The organism is Phenylobacterium sp. SCN 70-31, assembly GCF_001724605.1.
Lineage (GTDB): Bacteria > Pseudomonadota > Alphaproteobacteria > Caulobacterales > Caulobacteraceae > Phenylobacterium.
Map to the genome: position 1 here is coordinate 12,864 of NZ_MEEX01000033.1, position 16,004 is coordinate 28,867.

21 protein-coding genes are annotated in these 16,004 nt (G+C 61.4%); 5 read left to right on the plus strand and 16 right to left on the minus strand.

The window, feature by feature from the left end; genetic code table 11:
- Positions 1-269: 269 nt before the first annotated feature.
- From ABS78_RS19860 to ABS78_RS19905, 10 genes are all read right to left on the minus strand, one after another.
- Positions 270-719, minus strand: a complete 450-nt coding sequence (locus tag ABS78_RS19860; RefSeq protein ID WP_293383539.1) for a hypothetical protein — start codon at positions 717-719, stop codon at positions 270-272.
- A gap of 67 nt (positions 720-786) precedes the next feature.
- Positions 787-1,752 carry a phage tail tube protein gene (locus tag ABS78_RS19865; RefSeq protein WP_293383542.1) on the minus strand — a complete coding sequence of 322 codons (966 nt, stop codon included), beginning with the start codon at positions 1,750-1,752 and terminating at the stop codon, positions 787-789.
- A 39-nt stretch (positions 1,753-1,791) separates the two neighbouring features.
- The gene (locus ABS78_RS19870; RefSeq protein WP_293383545.1) at positions 1,792-2,208 is read right to left on the minus strand and encodes a hypothetical protein; all 417 of its coding nucleotides are present in this window, start codon (positions 2,206-2,208) and stop codon (positions 1,792-1,794) included.
- Positions 2,205-2,519, minus strand: coding sequence for an HK97 gp10 family phage protein (locus ABS78_RS19875; RefSeq protein WP_293383548.1), 315 nt, complete (start codon positions 2,517-2,519; stop codon positions 2,205-2,207). Before ABS78_RS19875 ends, ABS78_RS19870 begins: the two co-directional genes overlap by 4 nt.
- Entirely contained in the window at positions 2,519-2,881 is a 363-nt protein-coding gene (locus ABS78_RS19880) for a hypothetical protein (protein WP_293383551.1), read from the minus strand. The genes ABS78_RS19875 and ABS78_RS19880 overlap by 1 nt, the downstream gene beginning before the upstream one ends.
- A gap of 1 nt (position 2,882) precedes the next feature.
- A complete protein-coding gene (locus tag ABS78_RS19885) occupies positions 2,883-3,407 on the minus strand; it encodes a DnaT-like ssDNA-binding protein (RefSeq protein WP_293383554.1) in 525 nt (174 codons plus the stop codon).
- 86 nt (positions 3,408-3,493) lie between these two features.
- A complete protein-coding gene (locus ABS78_RS19890; protein WP_293383557.1) occupies positions 3,494-4,447 on the minus strand; it encodes a major capsid protein in 954 nt (317 codons plus the stop codon).
- A 101-nt stretch (positions 4,448-4,548) separates the two neighbouring features.
- On the minus strand, positions 4,549-5,262 hold the full coding sequence (locus ABS78_RS19895; RefSeq protein WP_293383560.1) for a hypothetical protein: 714 nt from the start codon (positions 5,260-5,262) through the stop codon (positions 4,549-4,551).
- Between the two features lie 76 nt (positions 5,263-5,338).
- A complete protein-coding gene (locus ABS78_RS19900) occupies positions 5,339-6,730 on the minus strand; it encodes a DUF4055 domain-containing protein (protein ID WP_293383563.1) in 1,392 nt (463 codons plus the stop codon).
- A gap of 42 nt (positions 6,731-6,772) precedes the next feature.
- Positions 6,773-8,110, minus strand: coding sequence for a terminase family protein (locus ABS78_RS19905; RefSeq protein WP_293383566.1), 1,338 nt, complete (start codon positions 8,108-8,110; stop codon positions 6,773-6,775).
- Positions 8,111-8,314: 204 nt separating this feature from the next.
- Here ABS78_RS19905 and ABS78_RS19910 point away from each other — a divergent pair, with 204 nt between their 5' ends.
- From ABS78_RS19910 to ABS78_RS19920, 3 genes are read left to right on the plus strand one after another with little or no spacing between them, the layout of a single operon-like run.
- A complete protein-coding gene (locus ABS78_RS19910) occupies positions 8,315-8,674 on the plus strand; it encodes a YccF domain-containing protein (RefSeq protein ID WP_293383569.1) in 360 nt (119 codons plus the stop codon).
- Complete coding sequence (locus ABS78_RS19915; RefSeq protein ID WP_293383571.1) at positions 8,671-9,000, plus strand: hypothetical protein; 330 nt, start codon at positions 8,671-8,673, stop codon at positions 8,998-9,000. Before ABS78_RS19910 ends, ABS78_RS19915 begins: the two co-directional genes overlap by 4 nt.
- Positions 9,000-9,194, plus strand: a complete 195-nt coding sequence (locus tag ABS78_RS19920) for a helix-turn-helix domain-containing protein (protein WP_293383574.1) — start codon at positions 9,000-9,002, stop codon at positions 9,192-9,194. The genes ABS78_RS19915 and ABS78_RS19920 overlap by 1 nt, the downstream gene beginning before the upstream one ends.
- 59 nt (positions 9,195-9,253) lie before the next feature.
- On the opposite strand, the gene ABS78_RS19925 is transcribed toward ABS78_RS19920, so the two are convergent.
- The 4 genes from ABS78_RS19925 to ABS78_RS19940 form a co-directional block, all read right to left on the minus strand.
- On the minus strand, positions 9,254-9,418 hold the full coding sequence (locus ABS78_RS19925) for a hypothetical protein (RefSeq protein WP_293383577.1): 165 nt from the start codon (positions 9,416-9,418) through the stop codon (positions 9,254-9,256).
- A gap of 132 nt (positions 9,419-9,550) precedes the next feature.
- On the minus strand, positions 9,551-9,967 hold the full coding sequence (arfB, locus tag ABS78_RS19930; protein ID WP_293383580.1) for an alternative ribosome rescue aminoacyl-tRNA hydrolase ArfB: 417 nt from the start codon (positions 9,965-9,967) through the stop codon (positions 9,551-9,553).
- Positions 9,964-10,086: a hypothetical protein gene (locus ABS78_RS19935; protein WP_293383583.1), complete on the minus strand. Its 123-nt coding sequence runs from the start codon at positions 10,084-10,086 to the stop codon at positions 9,964-9,966. Before ABS78_RS19935 ends, arfB begins: the two co-directional genes overlap by 4 nt.
- On the minus strand, positions 10,086-10,466 hold the full coding sequence (locus ABS78_RS19940; RefSeq protein ID WP_293383586.1) for a GFA family protein: 381 nt from the start codon (positions 10,464-10,466) through the stop codon (positions 10,086-10,088). Before ABS78_RS19940 ends, ABS78_RS19935 begins: the two co-directional genes overlap by 1 nt.
- 300 nt (positions 10,467-10,766) lie before the next feature.
- Between ABS78_RS19940 and ABS78_RS19945 the strand changes: the two genes are divergently transcribed.
- Together ABS78_RS19945 and ilvC are read left to right on the plus strand one after the other, a co-directional pair.
- On the plus strand, positions 10,767-11,282 hold the full coding sequence (locus tag ABS78_RS19945) for a GNAT family N-acetyltransferase (RefSeq protein WP_293383589.1): 516 nt from the start codon (positions 10,767-10,769) through the stop codon (positions 11,280-11,282).
- Between the two features lie 117 nt (positions 11,283-11,399).
- Entirely contained in the window at positions 11,400-12,419 is a 1,020-nt protein-coding gene (gene ilvC / locus ABS78_RS19950; protein WP_293383592.1) for a ketol-acid reductoisomerase, read from the plus strand.
- 313 nt (positions 12,420-12,732) lie between these two features.
- Here ilvC and ABS78_RS19955 read toward each other — a convergent pair whose 3' ends face one another.
- On the minus strand, positions 12,733-13,977 hold the full coding sequence (locus tag ABS78_RS19955) for a glycosyltransferase (protein WP_293383595.1): 1,245 nt from the start codon (positions 13,975-13,977) through the stop codon (positions 12,733-12,735).
- Positions 13,978-14,327: 350 nt separating this feature from the next.
- Positions 14,328-15,941 carry an amidase gene (locus tag ABS78_RS19960; protein ID WP_293383598.1) on the minus strand — a complete coding sequence of 538 codons (1,614 nt, stop codon included), beginning with the start codon at positions 15,939-15,941 and terminating at the stop codon, positions 14,328-14,330.
- Positions 15,942-16,004: the final 63 nt, after the last annotated feature.

Sequence of the window (16,004 nt, forward strand, 5' to 3'; positions counted from 1 at the left end):
GTGGACGTATTCCAGATCGATCCCGGTGATGATCGACACGAACGAGTCGCGATCAAATTCGGGATACATTTCGAGAAAGCATTGCTTGCTCGATAGCGGGATATATCCAATACCTCCTTCAGCAGTATTTAGTGGTCGGTCTTGTGTTAGAAGGAGGAATGCTTCGTAGTAGGTGTTCTCCAAAACATTCAGAAAAGGTCGTTGTGCGAGCTTGGTTCGTCCAAGAATGGTGTTGAGGCCCATTACTGAGCCCCACTTGGTGTCATGGACTATTCTTCGGACGACTTTTTTTTAATGTCTTCGTCGAGTTGAGCCGCTTCGGCTTTGTCATCCGCGAGTGCGTTGATCTTTTCTTCGATCCAATTGCGGAAAGCGTCGAACTCCAACAGGCCCAAAGCGGTCTCATAGGAATGAGGCAGCGGAGCACCGTCCTGTTCGAGATCAGACCAACCAGCGATGTGGGCCGCGTAGAAAGAATTCATGAAGCGGCTGTATTCATCCATCGTCGCGTAGTGGCGTGCCACGCGATCCATGAACTCGCCTTCTTTGTCATTGTAGAAATTCATCGCACGACGCAGCACGTCGATCTTGGCCTTGCGTTGTAGGACCGCTTGGGCCGACGAATGGTCACGGGGATAGAGGTAAAAAGTAACACCGCCATCGTGTTTCACTTCCACGGCTGCGGCGTCGGGCTTTTGGAAAATAGTTCTGAAATCCATGTATCGCTCCAAAAAGAAAGGGCGAGGAATTATCCTCGCCCTTATTTATTCAGGAGCGTCGAACTGCTTACGCAGTGAAACGGCGAATCGACAGAGTCTTCGGAGTAGGATCGCCGTTCATCGTTGCGGTGAAGGGGATTTCCAGAATGACATCTTGGTCGAGGCCAGAAGCACCAGCCGGAGCCGATTGCAGGAACAGGCTGTGGAAGGTGTAGCCATAGCCGTTGCCATCGGGGTCAGGGATTTCAAGGTCAAGTTCGACCGACTGTTCGTTCTTGTAGGCCGTGTAGAGCGGGTTAGAGCCGTTCCAATAGACCTGCATCGTGCCAGTGACGGAGAACCGACCCGAGCCCATGCCAGAGAGAGCCGTCGAACCAATACCGCGTTGTTCACGCATGTTGTTGTCGAGGGTCCATTGAATGTTTTGGATGATGCCGCTTTCGAGCGGAACACCATTCACTTCGATCACGATGTCTTCTTCAACGGCGTTCATGAACTTCGTCGCCGGAGCCGTGATCACGTTCGAATTCGAGACGGAGATCGTGGCGTTTCCAGTCTCGTAGTCGCGTGCGGTGAAGCCGAAGGTCTGCGTGAAGAACTGACCAACTGCCAGTTCAGCCGACCACGTGCTGATTTCAGCACCAAGGAAGATTTGGAAGTTGTCGCCCGTGCCACCCGGATCGTAGAATTCTTTTTCGACGGTATAGCTCTTGCGGGTGCGACCGTTGGTGACAACGTTGTTCGCCCAATTGCTTTGGAGGGCGCCCGAGTAGAGTTCGGAAATCGAGTTTGCGTATTTGGTCTCGATATTCACGTCACCCGAACTGGTCTCAGAGACCTTGGTGACGCCCGGAACCTGACGGTCGCTGCGGAACGATTGAGAGACGGCAGTCTCACGGTTGTTCACCAGAGATTCGTCGGTAATTTCCAGTTCGTAGTAGGCGCCGCTCGCGGCCACGCCGACGTTCGATTCTGGACGGAAACGAAGGGCCGTTAGAGACGAGTCATACGCGGCGTTAAATTGGTCAGCCATCTTATTATTGCTCCCGAATAGAGTATTTGCTGGGATTATTTAGCCGCGACTGTCCATTAGGAACTCAACTACGACATTCCATTGATGAAGTGGATATTCAGGGCTTGTTCCGACCTTCTTCACAGTCGGGACGCGGAAAAGAATTCGCCATTCTTCATCGACCAACTGAAGTCGAGTGAAGATCGTGGCTACGAGATCAGCGAGTTCGCCCAAACGACTGTTTGTATTGGCTTTGTTCGCTTGAACGAAAAGCTGAACAGCAACGATGCCCGAGAGACGATCCGTTGGATTTCTGGCCAGCGAGATTTGATTGCTCTCGACGGGCGAGACCATTAGCCGAGCATATTCGGTCGGCACTTTCGTGATGATTTGTTCTTCGAAATACACCGGCACTTCACTGAAGTTCGCCATGAAGTGCTGACGGATCGCGGTATCGAGATCAGCGAAGTGACTCATCGGCTGACCCTCCGCAGATAGCGGCGGAAGTCGCGATCAACGGTCGCGAGGCCCTTTTCGACCATGTTGCGAGCGGCGTGCGTCGGTGTCCCGTCGTTCACATACGGGGCATAGGGCACGTCATTGACGATGTGGCCGGTCGGGTTGCTCTCAGTGGCAGGAATATATTCCCAGCCACGCAGCAGACGGCCTGTATCGACAGGCGTCTCTTTCTTGATCGCCTCTACAACGCTCTCACCGAGATTGTTGGTCCCCTCAACAGTCGATTGGCGAAGGGCCTTTACATATTCAACACGTCCTTTGAGGCCCATCACAGAGCCCTCACGTGCAGGACGTAGGCTGCATCAGCCCCATCGACCATCACGGCGATGATCGAATAGGTGACATCGCCAATCGTGAGTTGGTCGTTCGTGTCGGGTTTTTCGGACACGCCTTTGCGGGCGATGTAGACCTTCAGGTCATCGCCTTGGACAGGCTGCGTGCTCTCGCGGGTGCTCTTGAACGAAGAGACGACAACTTTGACGGATTGCTCGGAAACCGACTCGTCAAACGTGCCGTCTGCCTTCGCAGGACCGTTCGACACGCTGGTGATCGTCGCCACCTGATTGAGGCTGGCGAACGCACCGTTGATGATCTGAACAGCAGCGTCTTGGAAGTCGGTCTTGAGGGTCACGTTAGGCCCTCACGACACGCATGTTCCGAATGCCGCCAGAGCCAGAGCCGGGACGCAGAACCGGAGCGATCACCAGACCGACCGTGGCCGTCTGCGTGGTGCTCATCGGGTTGAAATATTCGTTGGTCAGTTCGAGATCACCGACGATCTGCGTCTGACGCTTCAGTTGGTCGGCCCGGTCAGGATTGGTGACAAGGGCGCCACCCTTGCTGATCAGAAAGGCAACCTCGAACGTGGCACGCTTAACCTCCACGGGAACGCCGGTGCGGTCGAAGCCGTCATTGGCGGTGAACGGCGTGCGGGGGAACTGAAGGGCCTGTTCGGCGGTCAGCTTCGACCCGAGGAACGAAGACGCATAGGTCAGATCGACTTGATAGGTCGCCTGATTGAGGTAGGCCTGAACCTCCGTATTGGAGTAGTCCCAATCGGCGTTGTTCAGGTTCGCGAAATAGGTATTAGCCTCGTCTACGGTTGCGTAGGAGGTTGCATTCGCAAGACCAGTGCCATCTTCAACAACAAATTCCATGTCCATATTTAGCGAAGGGACAAAAGAAAAAGGCCGGAGACCATTTCTGATCCCCGGCCAAATCCTCGGAGGGTTCCTCTCGGTGGTTAGGCCACCTTGCAGCGGACTGCGATGAGAGGAATGTTTTTCTTGTCGAAACGACGATCCCAATTGGCGCCGGTTGCGATGTCCGTGTTCGACGGAGTCGTGCCGGTCAGGGCTTGGCCCCACGTCATGCCAACGGGGTGCAGGACGTAGGAGCGACGCGAGGTGATGTTTGTGTCACCCGCCAGAATGTCGCGGTCGGTTTCGATGGATGCCAGATCGTGGCCGTCTGCGAAGCCGAGAACGCCTTCACCAACGTAGTAGGAGGTGTAGACGGCGTTTGCGATATCCACCGGAGCGGCATCGTTCACGATCAGTCGCATACCCTGATAGAACTCGATTTGCTGGTTGTTGCTGTCGAGTTCGAAGTCGGTCAGGTTCGCCTTACGCATTGCGGTGCGAACAGCCGAGTGGACGATCAGGGCCTTCAGCTTGCTTTGGGCGTCACCCAGAAGCTGTTGGGCATCCAGCATGTAGCTGGCCGAGAACGTAGCGGCGTTGGCGTTGGTGTTACCCAGCACCGAACCCGACATCGAGGCCGACGCAACCGCACCTTCAAGAGTCTTGAAGGCTTGCAGTTGGATGATCTCGTTCCACTTTTCGCTGATCTTGCCCAGCGTGTAGCCAACGGGGTCTGCACCGGCATAGGAGCCAGCCAGTTCGTTGAAGCCCCATGCGTCACCACGGTTGTGGACCGGAGAGACCATGGAGTTAGCAGTTTGCTTCTGCACAACCAGCGGGTTGGCGTCGTCCAGCAGTTGGCCTTGGCCGCTGTTGGAGACGGTCACCGGAGCGAAGTAGGGAACGTTGACCGAGGGGCCTTTCGGGACCGCCAGAGCCGGGATCGGGACAATGATGCCCGACTGATACAGGCTCAGGTTCGTGACCGAGTTTTCGGCCACGTAATTGGCCCAAAGCTGCGGATCAACCAGATCGGTAATTTGAGTCTTAGTCATGGCGATAATATTCCTTATCGAAAATTGTTCTTGGTTTTGGTTTTCGAGAAGGTTCGCCCTAAGCTCCCACTTCCTCGCGGCCTAACCGCAATATTTGAAAACTATTTAGCTGCGGCCTCTGCTTGGAGGCGTTTGGCTTTGTCGGGTTCGTTCTTCATCAGACGCATTTGTTCGCCGACGTTGTAGTCAGGGCCTCGAACAAACGGATTTGCAGTGGTGCTCTTCGATCCGCTTGCGGCGGCTGCACCTGTTCCGGTCGCGACTTTTGAAGCAAAAGCTCCCGCGAAAGAGTCGTTTTTCTTGAACTCTTCCAGAATGTCCGCGTAGGACTTACCGGCCATCGGCAGGTTGTCCTTGTCGAGCACTTCCACACCAAACATGCCGTCCTTTTCAGACAGGCGGGATCGGTTCAGAAGGTGCGGGAGAAGGAGTTCGACAGAACCACCAGCTTCCGCGATGGCTTTCGCTGCGGCCTCACCGCGAAGCGACTTGTCGATAATGCCGACCAGCGAGCTTTCGCGGGTCTTCCAGTTCTTTTCACCTTCGGAATAGCGTTGCTGTTCCTTGGCGAGAAGTTTGTCGAACTCGCCACTCTTTCGGGCCAGTTCGGTTTCGCGGGCTTGTTCGTCCGCGATCATTTTGTTGTATTTTTCGATGTCTACTTCATCAGCCAACTTAGCTTTGCCCGAGAGGCTTTTGTTGGTGGTGAGAAGTTCGTTGTTTTTGGCCTTTAGGCCTGCAACCTCAGTCTCGATGAGAGATTGGATATGTGCGGAACGAGCGGATTCGTCGTTCCAATCAATTTCAGTAGTCATTAAAGCCCTAAGCTCCGTCCTAAACGTTGACAGCTTCATTGAAGCCGCAGTTATTTAGTCGGGAGCCTCGGTTTACTTACTGAATGGCGGTGTTTGCGACGGGAACAACCACTGCGTTTGACACAATGACATCTTCACCGAGCAAGCCACGACGCTTCGCTTCGGCCACGAGAGTGGGAGCGTCGATCACGCCGGTGGAGAACAGTTGCAGGAGCAACGGCACGTCGGTCGCCGTCGAAGTCGAAGCAAAATCCTTCGTGATGGTGACTTCGGGCTCGATGTTCGGTTCACCGCCCATCTCCACCATGTGCTTCAAAGCAAGTTCGACCGTATCTTTGAAGTTCTCGGCATAGGCCGTCAGGGCGGCATGGGCTTCGGCTGAGTTCAGAGTGTTCTCAGTCGCGGTGACATCGCCAGACGTGTCGCGGGCCACGAGTTGGAAGCCCACCTTGGTCATTTGCTCTTCAAGGTCATTGAGATCGTCTTGCCCCGCCTCGATGGCGGCGCCGGTGTGCTCAAGGAACCCAAGCTCTTCGTCGGGACCGATCTCGAACGACTGGTTGCCGCCAAGGGCGATGGTGCGTTGAGGTTCGGTGTCCCCAACCGGCGAAGACCGCTTCCACACAATCGACGGGACGCGGGCGACCTTCAGGATGTTGTTCTGATCGCTCTTTGATTGGTAGTGACGCAGGTTCAGCGTAGCGAGGTTGTGAAGGGGCGGGTGAGCCTCGAAACGGCCTGTGCGGTTCGTGTAGAACGGCACGAGCGGGATCGTGTCGCCGTAGGGACCTTCCTCAACGACAACATCGACGGTCTTGCCTTCTTTTGCCTTCACCGGGTTCGGATCGGGCTCACGCTGAATGACCTGATAGGAGCCGGGACGCAGCACGCGGACGCGGTTGACGAATTTTTCGTCAAATTCTCCATCGGGGACCATGCCGGATTCATCGATCACGGCGAGGGTCAGTTTGTAGCGACCGTTCACACGCTCGAACCGCCAGTTGATCAGTCGCTTGTTCGGGACGTGGACGAAATAGGGGCGGATGCCCTGAGCCCGATCATCCGCGACCGTGCGGTTCGGCGTGGCCGAAGCAAGGCTGTCTACAAGGATATAGGTGACGCCATAGGCCAGACCGTCGATGAAGACGGTCTTGAGGAACTGATCGAGGTGGTTGCCCTCAAGATCGATATCCTCAGACCAGACTTTCAGAATGTCGTCAGCACCAACGAGGTTGATCGGACGCGAGAGAACCTTGCCCGCTGCGGTCTGAAGCGTGCGTTCGAAATAATTGATGAAAGTGGAGCGAGCGAGACGGTTCTTGTATTCGTCATCCTCTTCGGCGGGCTCTTTAGGCAAATAGGCAACGCCAGCAGCTTTCATGGCGTATTCGCCCAAGCGAAGAGTCTCGATTAGGGTCCGAATCTCGTCTTGAGACGAATAAGCAGCATTTGGCTTGAAAGCATCCATTCCCGGCTCACACAAAAGTAATCCGGTTATTTATCGGGATGCTTAGGCGGCGAGCTTAAACCTCGAACGACGCAAGCCAGACTGAAGCTGAATTGGGAATGTCTGCCAGACCAGATAGCCCAATGCGTCGCCGCAGTGGTCGTATCCACCTTTCTTGTCAGGAATCTCCCGCGTCCCGTCCGTGTAGGTGTGGAAACGCAGCGTGTTGATCAGGTTCTCGCACTTCGGATCGATGAAGAGCCGATGACGCGGCGGATTGCTGGCATCCTTGAAGAGCACGTTCACCGACATCAGACGATGCTTCACGAGCGGATTCTTTTTTGGAGAAAGAATTTTGAAGCCAGCTTGCTGAAGGATCGAGTGATTGGTGTTGTAGGTCTGTGTCGTCCGATGGGCGCCGGAGGCGTCCGGGCAGATGACGACGTTGTGCGTGCCGTATTTGGCTTTGATCTCTTCGGCCAATTGTTGGGTCGTCACATTGTGCCGAACAATTTCGTCAAAAATTTCGAGCGTGTGTTCGTGCTTCTGTCCAATGACGGCAGGCATCATCGAAACGTTGAAGTCCATGCCGACATAGATCGTCGCTCCATCGCGACGACGCAGCGGCTTGATATGGGTTTCGTTGTCGAACGTGTGGTAGATGCGGTTGTTCACCGCAGCATCGAACGAACAATAATATTCCTGTTGAATGCGACGCTCTTCCGTCGTCGCAAGAACCATTTCCCAATTGGCCGGATATTCGCCGGTGTCCTTGATCGTCCGGTTCAGGACTTTCCAAAGGCTCTTCTCTTCCTGACCCTGCTTCCACAATGTGTAGAAGAGTTTGTCTTCGTCAGGACCCTTTGGCGTGCCGATGACGTTGATGGTCGCATCGTTCTGCGTGGTGGTCGGTAGGATGATCTCTTGGAACACCTCGTTCGGGCATTCCTGAGCCTCATCGATCACGATCCCATGGACGTGCTGGCCACGGATGGACTCGGGCTCATCGAAGCCGAACATCAGGATTTGGGCGTAGACCCGTCCAGTCGCCACATCCTTGAATGAAACACTCAAGTCGTTGGCGTTCATCGAAACGTGGCCAGCTTCAATAAACTTGTGCAGCCACGGCTTTAGGATCGGGTTCCAAACCGTTTTCTTCCCATGTGTCTGAGACATGGTGATGTAGAGGAAGGTGTGAACCTCGCCTTCGATATTACGCGAGGCTGCGAACAATGCCTGTTCAAGCAACCGATACGTCATCACCCGCGTCTTGCCACTACCCCGGTGGGCGTTCAGCAGGATGTATTTGTGCTCGGGAAAGAGACGGTGGACGGCCCGTTGCCATGGGCGAGGTTTGTAGGGGAAGCCGAGGCGTTCGACTCTTTCGTTCTGTGAGGACATTGGAACTCAGTTAACTGTCTGAGCCCTTACTTATCCTCGCGATGACCAACCAATAATTTGGTTGGTTGTTGAAACGAGTTGACGAATACAGAAAATACGCTATAGATGGCATGACCGAAGCATGTTCTTCGGTTGTAGTTGCTTAACTTGGGCGTCGGGCCGCTCTCCAAAATGTTGCCCGACGCCCTTCTTCAGGAGGGTCGCTTGAGAACGCTTTGGAAGCTGACGGTTGGTTGGTGGACTGCCGCGATCTGGCTCATGGCCGGGGTGGCATTCGCCATGACGATCATCGGCCTGCCGCTGGCGTGGCTGTGCTTCAAGCTGGCCGGAAAGGCGTTCGACCCGTGGGCTCGCCGGGCTCCGCAGGAAACGGTTCAGCGGATCATCTACGAGCACCACTACTACGATCACCGGGTGACACAGCCGAGTGGTCCGAAGGGTGGTGAGCCGATGCCTGAGCCGGTTCCTGTCCCGGTCGTCGAGGCTGTGGCCGAACCAGAACTCGAACTCAATCAACCCATCGCCAACGACAATGTTGTCCCGTTCCGTAGGAAAATCGGATGAATTTCAATCGTATCTATGTGGTCTCCGGCTACCTGTCGGGCAAAACCAAAAACGAGGCGGCGAAAGCCATCAAATCCAAGCTGTCTGTCTACCTGAAGCCGACCACCTATGTGATCGATGCAGGGCAGGGCGGGAGTGATCGCGTCTACGTCGAGAGCATGGCTGTCGCTCAGTTTGTCGAAGCTCTTTTGCCGAACTGGAAAGCTCGGGAGCTTCGCCAAGAGGAAATCGATGAAATCCGCACCCAACTTCGGAAGCCGGATGGTCGCTTTCCGTGGGAGCCCCGGATTACCCGACAGATCGTCGAACGCCTGAAAGCGGCCTGATGTCGGAGACGATGAAAATCCCGGTTCACGCCACCTTCCTCGAAGCACGGGAAGAGTTCGAGAAACGCTACATCGCCCTTCAGCTTCGGCGGTTCGGCGGGAACGTGACTCATACCGCCAACTTCATCCGTTTGGAGCGATGTGCCTTTCAACGGAAGCTGCGGCGGTTGGGTATCGAGCGAGAGGCGACATGATCTTTCATCTACCCCTCGAACGCCTTCGAGAGGCTACCCGCTGGTGTCGCCAATCGCTCTCAGATTTCGATTTCGAGGGTGAGGCTGTGACGCGGATCGTCACGACAACGGACGGACGGCAAGCGGTCCCATTCGGGTGCGAAGAACCTGCCATCCGCGTGGAAATCCAGTCGGAGGCGGATGCCGCGTTGTTCCGGCTCAAGTGGGGTGAGCACCTGATGCATGTCGCCCACCGCCGCGAAAGGTTGATCACCGGGCCGCGTGTTCGGCGAGCATAAATACCATTGAGCCAGATGACTCCGGCTTAACTGGATAGGACGGAAGGCCTCGGAGTGTTGCTTCTCCGGGGCCTTTTCCTATTCGTCCCTGACCCTTCCCCTCATGCTCTTGACCCCGCTGCGTCGGGTTTTCGACTCAAGCCGCTTCAGCTTTGAGGCGTAGGTCGGCTTGGTCGGCTTCCGAGGCTTCGGCTTGTGGAGAGCCCGGCGGATCAGATCGGCCAATCGCTCCCGAACCTCCTGCCGATTCATCTCCTGAGATCGCGAGCCCTGCGAGAACAAGACCAACACACCATCCTGCGTCAGGCGGCTCCCTGCGAGCCGCTGAAGGCGATCCTTCACATCCTCGGGTAGGGTGCTGGCCTGAACGTCGAACCGTAGCTCCACGGCACTCGAAGTTTTGTTGACGTGTTGCCCACCGGGGCCGCTCGCCTTCACGAACCGCTCAGAAAATTCGTCATCGCCAATGGCAAGGGTAGGGGTGATCTGCATCATACCCGCGATTTAGGCTTGACTGTCTTCACGTGCTGGCCGCCCGGGCCCGACGCTCGGACGGCGCGTATCTGGATTTCGTCGTCGGCCAGGACGATGGAAGGGGTGATCTCGACCGGCATCAGGCGATGTCTTCGGGAACCCAGGCGTGGCGATGTTCGCCGTAGACGGCCTGGGTCGGCGCCGGAAACGCCGGGTCGGCGAACGCGCCCAGGGCCACCGCGACCCGGTCGGCGACACGCAGGCTTTCCCACCAGACCGTGGACCCGCAGGTGGGGCAGAAGCGGAAGATGAGGCCGAAGCCGCTGTCGGATCCGCGCCGGAACTCGCGGGCCTCGCCTTCCGGGCTCACGGCGTCGCGGGCAAAGAAGGCGGCCACGCCGAACGGTCCGCCCGAGCGTCGCTGGCATTCGCGGCAATGGCACAGCGAAACCTTCATGGGCTCGCCGCGGCAGGCGACGCGGAGCTGGCCGCAAGCGCAGGTGGCGGTGCGTTCGATCATGCGCGAGAGATGCCATGGTTCGCGCGCCTCCGCATCCGCGCCGCCGCCTACGCCGCCGCCCGGGCCGCCGCCCGCGCCGCCGCACGGGGCGCTTTGCAGGCGGGCCGGGACGGGCTATTCGTCGTCCATGCGCGCGTCGCCTGCCCATTTCGTATGCCTCGATCCGACCGCCTCCGGCGGGCCGGTGAGGGATGTCGTGCGCTAGGATCGCGAACGCAGACGACCGAACACCAGCCCCGCCGGGAACCGGACGGGGCTTTTTCTTTGGCGCCCCGTCCGTCCCGCAGTCAGGAGAGACCGATGGATCCGCCCCCCAACGACACGCCGGACATTTCCGTCCGCGCGGCCGAACGGGCCGACATGGCCCAGGTGGCCGAGGTGATGAACCAGCCTCGCGCCGTCTGGGGCACGCTTCAGACGCCGCTGACACCGACGGCTCTGCGCGAGGCGCGCTTCGACGCGACCGACGCCAACAACCGTCTCCTCGTGGCCGAGACGGGCGGGCGCGTGGTGGGCATGATCGGCCTGCACAGGGAGGTCCCGCATCGGCGCAGTCACGCCGCCCACCTGGGCATGGCCGTCCACGACGCCCATGCCGGCCGCGGCGTGGGAACCGCCCTGATGGCGGCCGTGGTCGACCTCGCGGACCGATGGTGGAACGTCCGGCGCCTGGAACTGAACGTCTATGCGGATAACCCGCGCGCCATCGCCCTCTACGAACGCTTCGGCTTCCAGCGGGAAGGGCTGTTCCGGGACTACGCGTGGCGCGACGGCGCCTATGTGGACTCCCTGGCCATGGCGAGGCTGCGTCCATGAGCCTGGCCGCGACCGCCCTTCCCTTGACGTTCGGGCAAAAAACCGCTTCACACCCCCGGCTTTGCGGCGACGCCGTTGCGCGGCCGCAACACGATCTTTTGTCCTAGGAGAACAATCATGCGCGTCTACTACGACCGCGACGCCGACATTTCCCGCATCCTGGACAAGAAGATCGCCATCGTAGGCTATGGCAGCCAGGGCCGCGCGCATGCGCTCAACCTGCACGACTCGGGCGTGAAGAACGTCGCCGTCGCCCTGAAGGCCGGTTCGTCCACCGCCAAGAAGGTCGAGGCCGATGGTCTGAAGGTGATGAGCGTCGCCGAGGCCGCCGCCTGGGCCGACCTGCTGATGGTTCTGGCGCCGGACGAACTGCAACGCGGCATCTACCAGAACGAGATCGAGCCCAACATCCGCGACGGCGCCGCCCTGCTGTTCGCCCACGGCCTGAACGTCCATTTCGGCCTGATCGAGCCCAAGAGCACGGTCGACGTGCTCATGGTGGCGCCCAAGGGGCCCGGCCACACGGTGCGCGGCGAATACCAGAAGGGCGGCGGCGTGCCCTGCCTGATCGCCGTCCACCAGGACGCCTCTAGCAACGCCATGGACCTGGGCCTGGCCTATGCCTCGGCGATCGGCGGCGGCCGTTCGGGCATCATCGAGACCAACTTCCGCGAGGAATGCGAGACCGACCTGTTCGGCGAACAGGCCGTGCTGTGCGGTGGCCTCGTGGAACTGATCCGCGCGGGCTTCGAAACCCTGGTCGAGGCCGGCTACGCGCCGGAGATGGCCTATTTCGAGTGCCTGCACGAGGTGAAGCTGATCGTGGACCTGATCTACGAGGGCGGCATCGCCAACATGAACTACTCGATCTCGAACACCGCCGAGTACGGAGAGTACGTGACCGGCCCGCGGATCGTGACGCCCGACACCAAGGCCGAGATGAAGAAGGTTCTGGAGGACATCCAGTCGGGCCGCTTCGTCCGCGACTTCATGCAGGAGAATGCGGTCGGCGCCCCCAGCTTCAAGGCCACGCGCCGCCGTGGTTCGGAGCACCAGATCGAGGAAGTCGGACAGCGCCTGCGCGCCATGATGCCCTGGATCGGCAAGAACAAGCTGGTCGACACGGCGCGGAACTGATCGCGCAACGACCCGTCTCCGCGCCCGCGGGGACGCCAAGTCCGTATGACGGCCCGGGAGCGATCCCGGGCCGTTCGTTCTTCGCCGTCTGACATCGCGCCGTCATGGATTCCACGCAACTTACGGCCGCGCTGATCGTTGCAGTTTCGATCACCCAGGGGGCGCGCCATGCGGACGATGCGGATACTGTTGAAGTTCATGGGTCTGGGCGCCCTGATCGCCGCAGACATCCTGCGTCCGACACGTCCCGAATATCGCCTGCCGGCGCGCTGGCTGGCGCGGTAGCGCGCCCGGCGCCGCCCCCCGGTTCGGATCAGGCCGTGAGCGCGAGGGGCGCGGGCCGGCGGGCGGCGATCAGGTCGCCGTACAGCACCGTCAGGGCCTCGAAGGTGGCGTCCCAGCCGTGCCGGGCCTCGGCGCGTCGCCGCGCGGCGGCGCCCACCTCGACGACGTCGCGGGCGAAGAGGGCTTCGATGGCTTCGGCGAGCCCGCCGGGCTCCACATTCTCCGCCGGCTGACCGACCTGCGTGTCGATCAGTTCGCCCACGCCGCCGCGTCGGGACCCGACGACGGGCAGGCCGGCGGCCATCGCCTCCAGCACGAACAGGCCGAAGATCTCGTTCTCGTTGGCGTGGAGCGCCGCATCGCAGGAGGCGAGCAGGGCGGCCAGCCGCACGGGGTCGCGCTCGAAATCCAGACTGATCACGTGCGGTGACCGGGGGAGGTCCTTGCCGGCCCCGACCAGCAGCAGCTTGTAGGGCGCGCCCAGCCGCTCGACCGCCGCCACCATGGAGTCGATGTTCTTCTCCCGCGCAGGGCGCCCCGCGAAGACCAGCAGGCGGACGTCGGGCGAGAGGCCCAGGCGGCGGATCAGCCGCTCGCGGTCGCCGCGGGCGGGGTGGAAGAGGTCGGTGTCCACGCCGAGCTGCTGCACCGACATCCGCTGGACGCCGGCGTCGGCGAGGCGGCCGGCCATGTGCCGGCTGGGAGCCACGACGTGGTCGAAGCGCTGGTAGGCCTGGGCCCAGAAGCTGAACGCCGGCGCCTCGGCCCATTCGCCGAAGTGCAGCGCCGCCAGGGCGGCGGCGTCGGTGTGGCAGAAGCCGACGACGGGAACGCCCAGGGCCTCGCCCGCCTCCAGCGCCGCATGGCCGGGGACGAAGACGTCGCCGGCCTCGATCACGTCGGGTTCCAGGAGCCGCAGCACCGTCTCCCACTTGGTGAGGCTGGCGGGCATCCGGTAGCCGTCGCCGAACGGCAGGCGCGTGGCCGACACCGTCACCAGGCCCTCGGGTTCGGCGCGGGTGCGGGCGCCGGGGACCACCAGCGTATGGCGCACGTCCGGCCGGCGTCGCGCCAGCCAGGCGCGCTTGGCCATGAGATAGCGTTTCACGCCGCCCGACTTGGGTGCGTACATCATGGTGGTGTCGATCAGGTGGAAGCCGCCCGTCCCGTCCCCACCCGGGGCGCCGGCGGCCGAAGGTTCGGCGGTCTGGCGGCTCAGGGCCGGATCGAGCCGGATCAGATCGGCGTATCGCGGGGCGGTGGCGTCGAACACGCGGCGAGGTCTCCGGGCTCTGGGTCGGCTGGCGGCCTGGAAAATGGGGGCTGTCGCTTCAGGCCCGGTTGGGCCGATGGCTGGGGGACCGTTCGCCGCCACGAGCGGGAAGGCGGGTCTCTTCCAAAGCTTGGCCAAAGGTCGCGCCCCTTGCTCGAAGCCTGGCCATTCTATCGGCCGCCGGACTGATGTCATCGTCCAAGGCGGCGCTTTCAAGACCCCGGCGACATGCCGGTGAAACGATCCCCATGGGCGCCCTTTCGGCGATGCTTCTCAGCGATGCTTCTCAGGGCCATAACCCGCGTTCGGCGCGGAGGTTGCCGTCCGCTGGCGATCGTCCGTCGTCTCGCTCATCGGGGATCGTAGGCCCGGCCGATCTCGGGGCGGGCGCCGACGTGGGGCGGGAAGTCGGGCTCGCGGCGGGCCTTGGACGCCTGCTCGTAGGCGAAACCCAGCGCCAGGAGGCGGGCCTCGGACCATGCTGGCCCCAGGAACGACATCCCGACCGGCAGTCCCGAGACATAGCCCATCGGGACCGTGAGGTGGGGGTAGCCCGAAACGGCGGGCAGGCGCGACGGCGAACCCAGGAAGACGCCGCCGTTGACGGGATCGACGATGGACGGCGGCCCGCCGCTGGGCGCGACCACGGCGTCGAGCGTCTGGTCCGCCAGCATTCCGTCCAGGGCTTCGCGGGCCAGGCGGGTGAGGTCGGCGCGCTTGCGGGGACGGTCGGGATCGTCGGCGACGCTCAGGGCCTCCTCGAAGATCTCCTGGCCGAACAGGGCTGTCTCGCGCGCCTCGGTGCGGTTGAAGGCGACCACATCGGCCAGGGACCGCGCCTTCACGGACGGGGGCGTCGTGGCGAGATAGGCGTCCAGCGCCGGACGGAAGTCGGCGGTCATGAGCTGGAGCTCCTCGCGTCCGATACGTCCCATGACGGCGTCGTCGGGTCCCTTCAGCTCCACCAGGATCGCGCCCTGCGCCCGCAAGGCCTCCAGCGCCGCCTCGAAGACGGCGTCGGTGCGGGGCGAGCGTCCCTTCCAGGCGTGCCAGACGCCGATCCGGGCGCCCTTCAGGGCGTTGCGGTCCAGCGCGGCCAGATAGTCGGCCTTCCGCGCGTCCGCCTCGGCCGTGGCGGGATCCGCAGTGTCGGTTCCGGCGATGGCCGACAGCAGGGCGGCGGCGTCGGCCACCGTGCGGGTCATCGGGCCCGCGGTGTCCTGGGCGGCGGTGATCGGCACGATGTGGATGCGCGAAACCAGCCCTACGGTGGGCTTCAGGCCGACGACGCCCGTCATTGCGGCCGGGCAGGTGATCGAGCCGTCGGTCTCGGTCCCGATGGCGACCGCGGCCAGTCCGGCCGCGACGGCGGCGCCCGACCCCGACGACGAGCCGCAGGCGGTGCGGTCCAGGCCGTAGGGATTGCGCACGAGTCCGCCGACCGCGCTCCAGCCGCTGATCGAGCGGGTGGAGCGGAAGTTGGCCCATTCCGACAGGTTGGTCTTGCCCAGCACGACTGCGCCGGCGTCCTTCAGGCGGCGCACCAGAGCGGCGTCGCGGCGGGTGACGTTGTCGGCGAGGGCCAGAGAGCCGGCGGTGGTGGGCAGGCCGTCGTCGGCCTCGATGTTGTCCTTCAGCAGGACCGTGACGCCGTGCAGGGGGCCTCGCACCTGGCCCGCGCGGCGCTCGGCGTCCAGCCGCCGGGCGTCGTCCAGGGCCTTGGGATTGACGGCCAGAACCGCGTTGAGGCGCACGCCGGCGTCGTCGTAACGGGCGATGCGGTCGATGTAGGCGCGGACGAGCTGCTCCGAGGTCGTCCGTCCGTCGGCGAGCGCGGCCTGCTGCTCGCCCGCCGAGGCGTAGGGGCTGAGGGGCTGGGCCTTGGCCGGCCCCGTGGCCGCAAGGGCGATGGTGGCCGCGAGGGCGATGGCGGCCGCGACGGCGGCGGACTGGACGTGACGCATGAGGCTCCCCGGTCGACGCCCGATCTTGTCGCGGCGGGCCGCATCGCGCCAGGACTTCGGCGG